Here is a 12,736-nt window from a genome sequence, read left to right as displayed (position 1 = left end):
TGCGATAATCGGCCGGGGTGGGGAAACCGAAGCCGCATTACGTCCGCCACCTGGACCAACTCGCCGATGTGCGTGCCGGTCTGCTCGGTCGGGACCTGCCGCCGGAGACCCGGGAGGAAAATTACGCGTGCGTGACAAACGCCCGTGACCGCAGCATGGCGACCGCAACTCGCATTGAATGGAGGCCAGACCGCAGCCAGTTGATTGCACGTGCATCCGGCGGGGTATCGCCTAGGGGCTCGGCCGGGGCGAACCCAGCCCTCGGCGTGGAGAGGAGCGAGAGATGCGTACCGTCCCGGGCGCCACAGATCATGTCGTGGTGGTGGGTGCGGGCCTGTCAGGGCTGTCGGCAGCGATGCAATTGGCCGGTCGCGGACGCTCCGTCACCGTGGTCGAGCGTTACCCGTTCCCCGGCGGCCGGATGGGGCAGGCCGACATCGCCGGCTACCGCATCGATACCGGGCCGACCGTGCTGACGATGCCGGACATCATCGAGGACGCGTTCGCCGCCGTCGGTGCGTCGATGACCGACCATGTGGACCTCGTGCAGGTCGCCCCCGCCTACCGGGCCACCTTCGCCGATGGCCGCTCGCTGGATGTACACCCCGACGCCGCAGCGATGACGGCCGCCATCGAGGAGTTCGCCGGCCCGGATCAGGCCGCCGGCTATCAACGCCTGCGTACCTGGCTCACCGAGCTCTACCGGTTGGAGTTCGACGGCTTCATCGCGTCCAACTTCTCCTCCCCGCTGTCGCTGCTGACCCCGCAGTTGGCCCGGCTGGCCGCGATCGGCGGATTCCGCGGCTGGGAACGCATGGTCGGCCGGTTCATCACCGACGAGCGCGTCCAGCGGCTGTTCACCTTCCAAGCGCTCTACGCCGGTGTCCCGCCGCAGCAGGCGCTGGCCGCCTATGCGGTGATCGCATACATGGATACCGTTGCGGGCGTGTACTTCCCGCGCGGCGGCATGCGCGCGGTTCCCGAGGCGATGGCCGCCGCGGCCGAAGCGGCCGGTGTGCAGTTCCGTTACGGGTCGACCGTGGACGCGCTCGAACGCAGCGGCTCACGAGTGACTGCGGTGCGGACCGGCGACGGTGAGCGGATCGCTTGTGACGCTGTGGTACTCACCACCGAACTGCCGCTGACCTATCAGCTTCTCGGCCGCACACCGCGGCGTCCGATCAAGGTGCGGCCCGCGCCCTCCGCAGTCGTCGTGCACGTCGGAGTGCCCACGGTCGGTGAGCGCCTGCTCCACCACAACATCAGCTTCGGGCATCAATGGGCTCGCACATTCGACGAGATCATCCGGGATGGCTCGCTGATGAGCGACCCGTCGCTGCTGGTGACCAGGCCCACCGCGGGCGACCCGAGTCTCGCGCCGCCCGGCCGTGATCTGCTCTATGTTCTGGCCCCCGCGCCGAATCTCGAAGTGGGCAAGGTCGATTGGAGCTCGACCGGGGACAGCTACGCGCGCGAGGTGGTGGCCACTGCCGCCGAACGGCTCATGCCCGGGCTCGCCGACGATGCCGAGATCCTGGACGTCGTCACCCCCGCCGACTGGGCCGCGCAGGGCATGGCCGCCGGCTCGCCGTTCGCGCTGGCACACACCTTCGCCCAGACCGGGCCGTTCCGGCCGGCCAACATGGTCCGCGGCATCGACAACGCCGTGTTGGCCGGCGGGTCGACCGTGCCCGGTGTCGGCATCCCGACCGCGATGATCTCCGGGCGGCTGGCCGCCGACCGCGTCACCGGGGCCGTCGACGACCCGTCCGCCAAACGCACTATCGTCGGGTCGGGAAGCAGGTAGCGATGATCCACACCGAGTTGCATGCCGCAGGCATCGACGATTCGCGACTGGTCGAGTCCTACCGCTACTGCCGGCGCCTCAACGCCCAGCACGGCCGGACCTACTTCCTGGCCACCCGGCTGCTCGCCCCGTCGCAGCGCCCGCCGGTGCACGCCCTCTACGGGTTCGCCCGCTATGCCGACGACATCCTCGACGACATGGACATCGACGCCAGCACCGCCGACCGTGAGCGGCGCCTCGACGAGCTGTCGGACAAGTTCTTCAACGGCGACGAGACGGAGCCGGTGCTGGCCGCCGTGCTGCACACCGCGCAGACCTACCAGATTCCGCGTGATCTGTTCGACGACTTCCTGACCTCCATGCGGATGGATCTCACCGTCACCGACTATCCGGATCGTCCCGCGCTGAACCACTACATGCGTGGCTCGGCCGCGGTCATCGGCCTGCAGATGCTGCCGATCCTCGGCACCGTCGGGCCTGCCGAGGAGGCTGCGCCGTACGCCGAGGCGCTGGGCAATGCCTTCCAGCTGACCAACTTCCTGCGGGACGTCGACGAGGACCTCGCGCGCGACCGCATCTATCTACCCGCCGACGAGCTCGCCGCCTTCGGCGTGGACCGCGACGTGCTGACCTGGTGCCACCAGAACCGCCGCACCGATCCCAAGGTGCGTCGCGCGCTGGCCGCCCAGCACGACATCGCCCGCGGTGTGTACCGGCAGGCGCGCAAGGGGATCGCCCTGCTCGCCCCGCAGTCGCGGCCCTGCGTGACGACCGCGTTCACGCTGTACTCGGAGATTCTCGATCGCATCGAAGCCATCGACTTCGCCGTGTTCAGCCGGCGTGCCTCGGTGTCCATCGGACGACGACTGCAGGTGTTCGCGTCCGGATTGGTCCGGGCCCACCACGCCCGTGGCGCCGCCTGATGGATGGCAGGACCTGCTCCCGTGGGACATCTCGATGAAAGACGTCGTGTTGGGTTGGGTGATGGTCGCCGCTGTGCTGTTGTTATGGGTAGAGCAGCGGCCCCTTCGCGATGATCCAGGAGATCTATCATGACCGTAACCAACCGCGGCCTGGATCGCGCCGAGGTGCCCGGCGCCTTCGACATCGGCGCGCACGCCTACGACAAACTGGTCGGCGCCAATCCGGGCTACCACGACCACCTGCGGATCTCCGCGCGACGGATGCGGATTCCGGGCGGCGGGCGGGGATTGCGTCTGCTGGACGCGGGCTGCGGCACGGGTGCCTCCACGGCCGCGCTTCTGGAGGCCGCCCCGCATGCCGAGATCGTCGCCGTCGACGCGTCGGCGGGCATGCTGGCGGAGGCCAGTGTGAAGTCCTGGCCGGATTCGGTCCGCTTTGTGCACAGCCCGATCGAGAAGATCGCCGACGCCGGCGTCGACGGTCCGTTCGACGGCATCCTCGCGGCATACCTGTTGCGCAACCTTGCCGATCCGGACGCGCAGTTGCGGACGTTCCGCGAGATGCTGCGGCCCGGCGGAACGCTGGCCGTGCACGAGTACTCGGTGCGTGATTCCCGGGCGGCGTCCGCGATCTGGGACGCGGTGTGCTGGGGCATCATCATCCCGTCCGGCTGGCGGCAGACCCGCAATGCCACCCTGTATCGGCACCTGTGGCGCAGCGTGAAAACGTTCGACGGGGCGGCTGCCTTCCAGCGACGGCTGACGGCAGCGGGTTTCGCCGGCGTGCACAGCGAGACGATGCCCGGCTGGCAGCGTGACATCGTGCACACCTTCTTGGCGGACGCACCGCGATGATCGACCCGCGCCGCGTCGCCCACCCCGCGATCACCGGGGTGCCGCACGCCCACGCGCTGCCCTCGACTCCACACGTCGTCGTGGTCGGCGGCGGGATCGCCGGCCTGTCGGCTGCCACCGGCCTGGCCGAACGTGGTGTCTCCGTTGACCTTCTGGAGTCTCAGCACTATCTGGGCGGGCGGGTCGGCGGCTGGACCGAGCAACTTCCCGACGGCTCCCAGGTGGCGAACAATCGCGGCTTCCACGCGTTCTTCCGGCAGTACTACAACCTGCGATGGTTGTTGCGCCGAACCGATCCCGAGCTCGAGCGGCTGCAAGCGGTCGAAGACTATCCGCTGGTCGACGGCGAAGGCCGGCGCGATACCTTCCGCGGCCTGCCGAAGGCCCCGCCGTGGAACGCACTGGCCTTCGCGCTGCGCAGCCCCACTTTCCGGATGCGGGACCTGATGCGGCTCAACGCCGTTGCCGCGGCCCCGCTGGCCGCGGTGTCGGTACCGGACATCTATGAACAGCTCGACGGACTCGACGCGGGCACCTTCCTGACCGACATCAACTTTCCCGTCGCCGCCCGCCACCTCGCCTTCGAGGTGTTCGCCCGCAGCTTCTTCGCCAGGCCGGAGCGGCTCTCGGCGGCTGAACTGGCGACGATGTTCCACATCTACTTCCTGGGCTCCAGTGAGGGATTGGTCTTCGACGTCGCCGCGTCGAATTTCGACACCGCGCTGTGGGAACCGTTGGGCCGGTATCTGATCGAACACGGTGTTCGGGTACGTCGGGGAGTGGCGGTGGAATCGGTGACCCGCGGCAGCGCCAAGGCGCTGCAGGTGGGCGATTCCACCGGAGCCACGACCGACGCCGACGGCGTGGTGCTGGCCACCGATGTCGCTGCCCTGCAACGAATCGTGGCCGCCTCGCCGGGCCTCGGCGACGAGGGCTGGCGTCACAACGTGGCACAGATGCAGACCGCGCCTCCGTTCATGGTGCAGCGACTCTGGCTGGACCGTCCGGTGAACTCCGACCGGCCGGCCTTCCTGGGTACCGGCGGCCTCGACCCTGTCGACAACATCAGCGTGGTCAGCAGCTACGAAAGTCAGGCCGCCGAATGGGCTCGCGCACATCATGGTTCGGTCGTGGAAGTGCATTCGTACTCGGTGGGTGAGGAGCCTGACGTCGACGACGTCCGTGAGCGCATGCTGGCCCGGCTGCACCAGCTCTACCCGGAGACCGCGGCGGCCGGCATCGTCAAGGAGACACTGCTGGTCCGCGACGACTGCCCGTTGTTCTCCCCGGGTTCCTTCGCGAACCGGCCGACGGTCAACACCCCGGTCCCCGGCCTGATGCTGGCCGGCGACGGCATTCGCATCGATCTGCCGGTCGCGCTCATGGAGCGTGCCGCCACCACCGGATGGACGGCCGCCAACCAACTGCTGGCCGGCTGGGGGATCTCCGGGCACACCCTGCACACCGTGCCGGTGCACGGACGCTCTCCGCTACTTCGGCGGCTGGCCGGCCGGGAAAGGCGTGCGTCATGAGCTTCCGGTCGCGGATGAAATCGATTCCGCTGCAAGTGATCCCGAAAGCGAACTGGGCGGGTCAGCGACCCACCTATCAGGACGCCCAGCCGGCGCTGATCGCCGCCGCGCTGCGCCGTGCCGAGGGCCGGCCCAGCGGCAACTGGTATGTCTTCGGCGCCAGCACCGACATTCGGGCCAACCGGCCGTTCGGTACCCGAGTCGGTGGACTCGACATCGTGGCGTGGCGGGATCAGCAGCGCCGCTTGCACGTCGGGCCCGCAGCCTGCCCCCACCTGGGCGCCGACCTTGCGACCGGAAAAGTGGAGTGTGGCGGCCTGATCTGCCCATGGCACGGACTGCGGCTCGAGGGTGGCCGCGAATTCGGCTGGAAGCCGCTGCCCGCCTACGACGACGGAGTCCTGGTCTGGGTCCGGCTGGACCGGGTGGGCGGCGAAGCGCCGCTCGACGCACCGGTGATCCCGGTCCGTCCCCGCGGGCCGCGGCTGGCCGCGGTGACCCGCCTGGACGGCGTGTGCGAACCGTCGGACATCATCGCCAACCGGCTCGACCCCTGGCACGGCGCCTGGTTCCATCCGTACTCGTTCACTCAATTGGAGGTGCTGAGCGCCCCGGCGGTCGACGCCGACGAGGACGCCGACCGATTCCTGGTGGCCGTGACATTCCGGATGGGACGTCTCGGTGTCCCGGTGATCGCGGAATTCACCGCCCCGGAGCCGCGCACCATCGTCATGCGGATCGTGGACGGCGAGGGTACGGGCAGCGTCGTCGAAACCCACGCAACACCGATGGGGCCGGGGCGCGACGGGCGCCCACGCACAGCGGTGATCGAAGCCGTTGTCGCACAATCTGATCGCACCGGCTTCCATTACTCGCTGCGCGTGGCACCGCTCATCACCCCATTCATGCGCCTGGCGGCCACCCGGCTGTGGCGTGACGACCTCGCCTATGCCGAGCGGCTCTACGCCCTGCGCGACAACACCTCCGGCTAGGCAGGCGTCAGGATCGTCTTGCCGGGCAGCCGGCCGGCGTCGGCATCGGCGTGCACCGCGGCGATCTCGGCCAGTGGTCGGCGATCGGCGACGTCGACCGTCAGTTGTCCGGCATCGACGCGGCCGACCAGATCGGCGAGTTGGGCTGCGTCGCTGCGGACGAACACCCGTTGGCTGCGCAACCCACGCCGCGGAGTCTCCGGCCCCGAGGTCATGGTGCCGACGTAATGCCCGCCGTCGGCCACCAGGCCCGCCAGTGCCTCGGTTTCCTCGACCGTCGTGCCGATCAGATTGAGCACCACGTCGAACGGCGCTCCGTCGGCGACCGGGGTGGCCGTGTAGTCGAGGTAGCCGATCAGGTGGTCGGCTCCATAGCCGCGGAGCCGTTCGGCTGCAGCCACTTTCGCGGTCGCGGTGACCACGGCACCGGCCTGCTTGGCGAGCTGGACCGCGTAGCCGCCGACCGCTCCGCCCGCGCCGTTGATCAGGATCGTCTGCCCGGCCGTCAGGCCGGCCACCTCGAACAAGGCCTGCCAGGCGGTGAGAGCGACGGTCGGCAGGGCGGCGGCATCGGCCAGCGGCACCGACTCCGGCGCGGCGGCCAGTGCCTCGGCCGGTGCGACCACGTACTCGGCGGCCGCGCCGCGGGCAATCATGGGCAGCAAGCCCACGACTGCGTCGCCGACCTGCCACCCGCTGACCCCGGAGCCGAGTTCGGCGATCCTGCCCGCCACGTCGATACCCGGCACGTGCGGGAAGGTGATCGGAAAGACGTCCGACAGGTAGCCGCCGCGGATCCCGGCATCGACCGGGTTGAACGAGGTCCCGGCGACCCTCACCAGGACCTCGCCGGGGCCGGGTGCAGGCCGCTCGATGTCCCCGTACTGCAGAACGTCGCTGTCGCCGCACCGGTGGTAAAACGCTGCCTTCATGGTGGTCTCCTCGGTTAGTTGCTTCGAACTCGAAGCAGTTACACACGCGATAACTTGCTTCGAGTTCGAAACATTCCCGGGTAGGATCGTTCAATGGCCGAGGCGCTCCACCCGTCGCAGATGCGCACCTACTTCGCGCTCACCGAAGCGGCGAGCCTGCTGCAGTACGCCGTGCAGCAGCAGCTGCAGGCCGAGGGCGGATTGAGCTACGTCCAGTTCGAGATCCTGGCCAAGCTCGTCGATGCCGGCCGGCCGCTGACGATGACCGAACTGGCCGACGGCGTGGTCTACAGCCGCAGCGGGCTGACCCATCAGGCCGGAGTACTCGAGGCCGACGGGCTGATCACCCGTGCGCCCAGCACCGTCGATCAGCGCGCGACCGTCGTGACCATCACCAAGGCGGGCCGCCGCCGACTCGACAAGGTCCTTCCCGGCCACATCGACGTCGTGCGCGGACTGCTGTTCGACACCCTGTCGGCGCAGGACGTCCGCACCCTGGGCAACCTCATGACGCGCGTCCGCGACCACATGCGGGAGCAGCCGCCCCGGTCCGCCGCGCCGCGCAAGAGCCGCGGGTCCGCGCACTGAGACAACGGCCCTGACGCCGGCGACAACCGGGCTAGCCTCCGTACATGGCCAAGCGCGTGGTGATCTGGGGTACGGGTTTCGTCGGCCGGATGGTCATTCCAGAAGTGCTGGATCATCCCGACTTCGAACTCGTCGGTGTCGGCGTCAGCAACCCGGCCAAGGTGGGTGTCGACGTGGGGGAGATCTGCGGCATCCCCCCCGTGGGCATCGCGGCCACCGACGATGTCGACGCGCTGATCGCACTCAAGCCGGACGCGCTGGTGCATTACGGCCCGACCGCGGCGCAGGCCGACGCCAACATCGACCTGATCGGCCGCTTCCTGCAGGCCGGCATCGACGTCTGCTCGACCGCGATGACGCCGTGGGTGTGGCCGAAGATGCACCTCAATCCGCCCAACTGGATCGACCCCATCACCCGGGCGTGCGAAGCGGGCCAGTCGTCATGCTTCACCACGGGCATCGACCCCGGCTTCGCCAACGATCTGTTCCCGATGACGCTGATGGGCCTGACCTCCCAGATCACGTTGGTCCGCGCCTCCGAGTTGCTGGACTACACCAACTACGAGGGTGACTACGAGTTCGAGATGGGCATCGGCCGCGAACCGGAGTTCAAGCCGCTGCTGCAGAACTCCGACATCCTGGTGTTCGCCTGGGGCGCGACGGTGCCGATGATCGCCTACGCCGCCGGCATCGAGCTCGACGAGATCACCACCACCTGGGACAAGTGGGTCACCCCCACCGAGCGCAAGACCGTCAAGGGCGTCATCCCGGCCGGCCACGTCGCGGCGGTCCGCTTCACGATCAACGGCGTCTACAAGGGCGAGACCCGCATCCAACTCGAGCACGTCAACCGCATCGGTCAGGATGCCGCCCCGGATTGGCCGTCGGGCACCCAGGACGACGTCTACCGCGTCGACATCCAGGGCACTCCCAGCATCTTCCAGGAGACTGCGTTCAGGTTCACCGACGGTTCCGGGCGCGACGCCGCGACCGCGGGCTGCCTGTCCACCGGGCTGCGCGCGCTCAACGCCGTACCGGCCGTCAATGACCTGCCCCCGGGCTGGGTCACCCCGCTGGACCTGCCCCTGATTCCGGGCCGCGGCACCATTCGCTGAGTAACGTCCAGCGGCTTCGGATCGACATCTTTGATGAATCCGAAGACTGGAGGAGCCCGCCTGCTCACGTTGCAGGCTGGTGCCCGGATTGGACGACATGACAGACCCAACACGGCCGGCGGTCGGCCTGTCGGTCGGTGCTACCACACTGGCCGCTGTCACCCCGGATAACGCCGTCACCGGCCCTGCCGTTGTGACGCTGCCCAGCGGCGTCGTGATCACCGACTTCGTCGACCGGGTCGGCGACCCGGTCGGGATCGTGGCGCCTGACGGCTCGGTGCATCACGCAGAGCTTTTGCTGGCCGATGCGCTGAGGTCACTGGCCTACGCCGCCACGAGTGGCCGGCCGCTGCCGCCGGCCGCCGCGATCACCCACCCGGCGCACTGGCGGCAAGCCGCCGTCGACGGGTTGCGGCGCGCGATCCGGCAGGTTCCCGAGTGGGCGGCCGAAGAGCCCCTGCTCATCCCCGACACCACTGCCGCGCTGACCGCGCTGGCCGCCAATCCCGGGCTGCCGACCCGCGGTGTGATCGCGTTGTGCGATTTCGGTGGCACCGGCACGTCGATCACCCTCGTCGACGGCGCGACCTCTGCGCCGATCGCACCGACCGTGCGGCACCTCGACTTCTCCGGCGACCTGATCGACCAGGGCCTGCTGGCACACGTGATCGCGGAACTGTCAGCAGGTGGGACGCTCGACGTCACCGGCACATCGGCGATCGGATCGCTGACCAGGCTGCGGGCCCAGTGCCGAGCGGCGAAGGAGCGGCTGTCGACCGTCACGGTCACCGCCTTACCCGCCGAGCTGCCCAACTTCCGGGGCGACGTCCGGCTCACCCGCACCGAGCTCGACGGAGCGATGGGCAATGCGCTGAACGACTTCGTCGCGGTCCTGCAGGACACCCTGGTCAGGAACGGAGTGCGGCCGAGCCACTTGGCAGCGGTGGCCTCGACCGGCGGCGGCGCGGCCATTCCGGTGATCACCACGACCCTGTCCGAGCACCTGCGCGTTCCGGTGATCACCACTGCCCGCCCGGCCCTCACCGGCGCCATCGGCGGCGCACTGCGAGCCGCGCGGGGGCCTGCCGACGACAGCGCCACCGCGCTGGCCCCGGCGGCCCCGGTCGTTCCGGCCGCCCCGTTCGAACCGGCGCCCGGCCCGGCCACCGGTGCCGCGCTGGCCTGGTCGGAGGCGCCCGACGGGCCGGACCTCGAGTCGGCGGTCGACCCGGTGCCGCAACCCGTCGCCGGTCCGCTACTGGATTTCGAGCCGGACCCCGAACCTGAGGGGACTGCGGCCGCCACGCCCGCGTGGTACCGGCGCCCGATGCCCGTGGTCGCCGCCGCGCTGCTGGTGATCCTGATGGCCGGCGCGGGAACGGCGGTCGCGCTGAGCGCCGACAGCAGTCCCGACCCGGTGACCCCCACCCCGAGCGTGACCACCACTCCGCAGGCCGCGCCCGCTCCGGCGCCCACCGGCGACCCGACGTCGGCGCCGGTGCAGAACCAGGCAGTCCAGCAGGCCCCGGCGCCACAGACGGCGGTGCAGCAGGCACCCGCACCGGTGACCGTGGTGCAGCAGGCGCCAGCTCCGCCGCCGGTCACGACCGAGGCGCCGCCACCGCCGCCGGTGACCGAGACGCAGACGACGACCGTCGTCACCACCGAGGTGTCCACGCCGCCGCCGGTGACGCAGACCGAGACACAGACTGTTGCGCCACCGACGCAGCAGCCCCAACAGCCGCCGCGCTTCATCCCGACGATTCCGCCGATCCCGACGATTCCCGGTCTGCCGCAGATCTTCGTGCAGCCGCCGGCCTAGGCTGAGCGACGCCGCTTCTCCAGCACGACGAGCCCCAGCGGGATGGACATCCGCGCCGGTGCCGCCGCCAGCTGAGCAGCCAGGGCGGAATGCAACTGGTCGACGAATTCGCGCCGCCGCGCACTGCGCCGGTCACCGCTCGCCCCCTCGGCGTCGACCGCGGCGGCAAGCGTCGGAAACATCGAACCGCGAAGGAAATCAGCCCAATTCGCGCCGAAGGCGTCGGGGTCCTTTTCGCTTTGGAACTGCGACCAGAACCGGTCTTCGCCGTTGAACAGCTCCACGTCCTCGATCGAGAGACCTTCGAATCGCCCGGACGGGTGGAACGGCGCCCGAAAGTCCTTCTCGTCGCGGCCCGTCGACGGGATGGACATCCGACGCATCTCCTCGGCGGTGATCAGGCCGTCGCGGACGAACTGGTGCAGGGCCGTCATGATGGCGTCGAAGGCGGCTTCGAATCCTGACGTGCCATCCGGCTTGAGGCCGACGGTCAGCACCAGCAGCCGCCCCCCGGGCGCCAGCTCCCGACCGCGGAAGGCGACGAAGTCGCGCCAGTCCTCGGCGGCTTGGCGGGCGTAGGCGCGACGGGCTTCCTCGTCGGCGCTGTAGGAGATCTCGACGTGATCGGCGATGGGTACGGGCACCCGGCGCAGCCAGTGAATGGCCCACGAACTCCAGCCCAGCGCGATGCTGTCCGATGGCAGGATCTGGCTGTAGAACGAGCGGCCCACCACCGAGGCGTAGGTGGCTGAGTCCTTCTTCAGATAGCTGTCCTGATCGTCGGCCAGCGTGCTGAACAAGGTGGTGAAGTCGTTTCCCGGCACGTCGGTGTGGGCCACCAGGATGGCGTGGTCGGAGCGGGTGCGCTTGCGGATGACGCTGATCGCCGCGCCGATCGGGAGCAGCGAGTTGTACCCCGTTGCCGCGCCGTAGTCGACGATCGCGATGGGCTGCGGCGCCCGGGGAATCGCGACGATGCGCGCGGCCGCCTCGAATCGTGCTGTCGCGGTGCGTAATCCGGCGGCCTGCAGGCGCGAGGACTCAGTATAGGTGTGGCTGCCCATCGGCTGCGGGCGCACCACGATGCTCGACTCGCGCACGTCAGTTCCTGCGGCGGCGGTGCAACAGCAGCCCCACCACAAGACCCACGACCGCCATCGCGGTCAGCAACAGCCACATCGGCGATTCGACAGTGATCCACAGGACGTGCACCCGCTGGCGGTCGCGATTCTGGGCGATGAAGACTGCCGCCAGGACCACCAGGATGATGGCCAGCCAGTAGCGCAGAGCGAACCGCCGCACCACACCGCCGGCGGGCTTACCGTCGTCCTCCCTGGACATCGCAACCTCCCCGTTGTGTCAGAAGCTTGACGTTAGTCGCTGGTCGCGGATTCGGCGGAGAAGTCCGGCCGGTGCGCTTGCGGCGTGACACACTTTCCGCCATGGCCGGCACCAAGACTGTGTCCCGCATCCTGATGACCTCGGGGATTCTGATGATGGTGGTCGGCGCCATCGGCTTCTTCGTCACGATGATGCTCAATGCTTTCGTGCTCGACGAATTCGATGCCTACGGTGAGGTGCCCATTCCGGGGTCGGGTCAGGTGCAGCTGCCGGCCGGGCAGGCGCAGATCAGCTTTCACACCTCGGTGACCGGTTCGCCGTCGAGCGGATTCCCGCTGCCCACCCTGCGACTGAACATCGTGCCGCCGGCAGGTGTCCCCGACCCGGTGCTGACCGAAGATCACGGCACCTTGACGACGGTCAACAGTGACACCCACATCCGCATCTGGACAGCCGAGATTCCCGCCGCAGGCACCTACCAGATCCGCACCGAGGGCCAGGTGAACGGCTACATCAACCCGCGGCTGGCCTTCGGCAAGGAAAGCGGCTCCGGTTACCTGGCGTGGGTCTTCGCCGGCGTGTTCGGGCTGGGCCTGGTGGACCTGATCGTCTCGTTGTTCCTGCGTAGACGACGAGTTGCCGACCCGTCGTTCGCCTTCGTCGCCGACGCCCCGCCGGAGTCCTTCATCCCCACCGGTCACTACACTCCCTCAGACCAGGGCGTGCGCCTCGAGCAGCTGAAAACTCTCGCGGCACTGCGGGATTCCGGTGCGCTGACCCAAGCCGAGTTCGACACGGAGAAGCGCCGGATTCTCGGCGAGTAGGCTCG

At 69.1% G+C, this 12,736-nt stretch carries 12 protein-coding genes; 9 read left to right on the top strand and 3 right to left on the bottom strand.

Going from position 1 to position 12,736, the window contains the following annotated elements:
• Positions 1–283 precede the first annotated feature (283 nt).
• From crtI to CRM90_RS03210, 5 genes are all read left to right on the top strand, one after another.
• On the top strand, positions 284–1,807 hold the full coding sequence (gene crtI, locus CRM90_RS03230; RefSeq protein ID WP_102805560.1) for a phytoene desaturase family protein: 1,524 nt from the start codon (positions 284–286) through the stop codon (positions 1,805–1,807).
• A 2-nt stretch (positions 1,808–1,809) separates the two neighbouring features.
• Positions 1,810–2,730: a phytoene/squalene synthase family protein gene (locus CRM90_RS03225; protein ID WP_102805559.1), complete on the top strand. Its 921-nt coding sequence runs from the start codon at positions 1,810–1,812 to the stop codon at positions 2,728–2,730.
• 129 nt (positions 2,731–2,859) lie between these two features.
• Positions 2,860–3,585: a class I SAM-dependent methyltransferase gene (locus CRM90_RS03220; protein ID WP_102805558.1), complete on the top strand. Its 726-nt coding sequence runs from the start codon at positions 2,860–2,862 to the stop codon at positions 3,583–3,585.
• Positions 3,582–5,117, top strand: a complete 1,536-nt coding sequence (locus CRM90_RS03215) for an FAD-dependent oxidoreductase (RefSeq protein ID WP_102805557.1) — start codon at positions 3,582–3,584, stop codon at positions 5,115–5,117. Before CRM90_RS03220 ends, CRM90_RS03215 begins: the two co-directional genes overlap by 4 nt.
• The gene (locus CRM90_RS03210) at positions 5,114–6,109 is read left to right on the top strand and encodes a Rieske (2Fe-2S) protein (RefSeq protein ID WP_102805556.1); all 996 of its coding nucleotides are present in this window, start codon (positions 5,114–5,116) and stop codon (positions 6,107–6,109) included. Before CRM90_RS03215 ends, CRM90_RS03210 begins: the two co-directional genes overlap by 4 nt.
• Here the strand turns inward: CRM90_RS03210 and CRM90_RS03205 are convergent.
• On the bottom strand, positions 6,106–7,041 hold the full coding sequence (locus CRM90_RS03205) for an NADP-dependent oxidoreductase (protein ID WP_102805555.1): 936 nt from the start codon (positions 7,039–7,041) through the stop codon (positions 6,106–6,108). The two genes, CRM90_RS03210 and CRM90_RS03205, sit on opposite strands and share 4 nt — an antisense overlap.
• 93 nt (positions 7,042–7,134) lie before the next feature.
• Between CRM90_RS03205 and CRM90_RS03200 the strand changes: the two genes are divergently transcribed.
• The 3 genes from CRM90_RS03200 to CRM90_RS03190 all read left to right on the top strand — a co-directional run bounded on the left by CRM90_RS03200 (position 7,135) and on the right by CRM90_RS03190 (position 10,566).
• Positions 7,135–7,629 (top strand): MarR family winged helix-turn-helix transcriptional regulator, encoded by a 495-nt coding sequence (locus tag CRM90_RS03200; RefSeq protein ID WP_036344552.1) that lies wholly within the window; start codon positions 7,135–7,137, stop codon positions 7,627–7,629.
• Positions 7,630–7,673: 44 nt separating this feature from the next.
• Positions 7,674–8,744, top strand: a complete 1,071-nt coding sequence (locus CRM90_RS03195; RefSeq protein ID WP_102805554.1) for an NAD(P)H-dependent amine dehydrogenase family protein — start codon at positions 7,674–7,676, stop codon at positions 8,742–8,744.
• Between the two features lie 97 nt (positions 8,745–8,841).
• Positions 8,842–10,566, top strand: coding sequence for an Hsp70 family protein (locus CRM90_RS03190; protein WP_102805553.1), 1,725 nt, complete (start codon positions 8,842–8,844; stop codon positions 10,564–10,566).
• Here the strand turns inward: CRM90_RS03190 and CRM90_RS03185 are convergent.
• Positions 10,563–11,666, bottom strand: a complete 1,104-nt coding sequence (locus CRM90_RS03185; RefSeq protein WP_102805552.1) for a class I SAM-dependent methyltransferase — start codon at positions 11,664–11,666, stop codon at positions 10,563–10,565. The two genes, CRM90_RS03190 and CRM90_RS03185, sit on opposite strands and share 4 nt — an antisense overlap.
• A gap of 1 nt (position 11,667) precedes the next feature.
• A complete protein-coding gene (locus tag CRM90_RS03180; protein WP_102805551.1) occupies positions 11,668–11,907 on the bottom strand; it encodes a DUF1049 domain-containing protein in 240 nt (79 codons plus the stop codon).
• Positions 11,908–12,008: 101 nt separating this feature from the next.
• On the opposite strand from CRM90_RS03180, the gene CRM90_RS03175 reads away from it, so the two are divergent.
• Positions 12,009–12,731: an SHOCT domain-containing protein gene (locus CRM90_RS03175; protein WP_233209141.1), complete on the top strand. Its 723-nt coding sequence runs from the start codon at positions 12,009–12,011 to the stop codon at positions 12,729–12,731.
• Positions 12,732–12,736: the final 5 nt, after the last annotated feature.

Source organism: Mycobacterium sp. ENV421 (genome assembly GCF_002887815.1).
Taxonomy (GTDB): domain Bacteria; phylum Actinomycetota; class Actinomycetes; order Mycobacteriales; family Mycobacteriaceae; genus Mycobacterium.
Note: the sequence above shows the minus strand (reverse complement) of the source record. Positions and strands in the feature narration are given on the sequence as shown.

What these genes read in the sequence shown, in the direction of transcription:
- CRM90_RS03225 (WP_102805559.1), top strand. Translation starts at nt 1,810, where the DNA reads ATGATCCACACCGAGTTGCATGCCGCAGGCATCGACGATTCGCGACTG.
- CRM90_RS03190 (WP_102805553.1), top strand. Translation starts at nt 8,842, where the DNA reads ATGACAGACCCAACACGGCCGGCGGTCGGCCTGTCGGTCGGTGCTACC.
- crtI (WP_102805560.1), top strand. Translation starts at nt 284, where the DNA reads ATGCGTACCGTCCCGGGCGCCACAGATCATGTCGTGGTGGTGGGTGCG.
- CRM90_RS03195 (WP_102805554.1), top strand. Translation starts at nt 7,674, where the DNA reads ATGGCCAAGCGCGTGGTGATCTGGGGTACGGGTTTCGTCGGCCGGATG.
- CRM90_RS03175 (WP_233209141.1), top strand. Translation starts at nt 12,009, where the DNA reads ATGGCCGGCACCAAGACTGTGTCCCGCATCCTGATGACCTCGGGGATT.
- CRM90_RS03220 (WP_102805558.1), top strand. Translation starts at nt 2,860, where the DNA reads ATGACCGTAACCAACCGCGGCCTGGATCGCGCCGAGGTGCCCGGCGCC.
- CRM90_RS03200 (WP_036344552.1), top strand. Translation starts at nt 7,135, where the DNA reads ATGGCCGAGGCGCTCCACCCGTCGCAGATGCGCACCTACTTCGCGCTC.
- CRM90_RS03205 (WP_102805555.1), bottom strand. Translation starts at nt 7,041, where the DNA reads ATGAAGGCAGCGTTTTACCACCGGTGCGGCGACAGCGACGTTCTGCAG.
- CRM90_RS03210 (WP_102805556.1), top strand. Translation starts at nt 5,114, where the DNA reads ATGAGCTTCCGGTCGCGGATGAAATCGATTCCGCTGCAAGTGATCCCG.
- CRM90_RS03215 (WP_102805557.1), top strand. Translation starts at nt 3,582, where the DNA reads ATGATCGACCCGCGCCGCGTCGCCCACCCCGCGATCACCGGGGTGCCG.
- CRM90_RS03180 (WP_102805551.1), bottom strand. Translation starts at nt 11,907, where the DNA reads ATGTCCAGGGAGGACGACGGTAAGCCCGCCGGCGGTGTGGTGCGGCGG.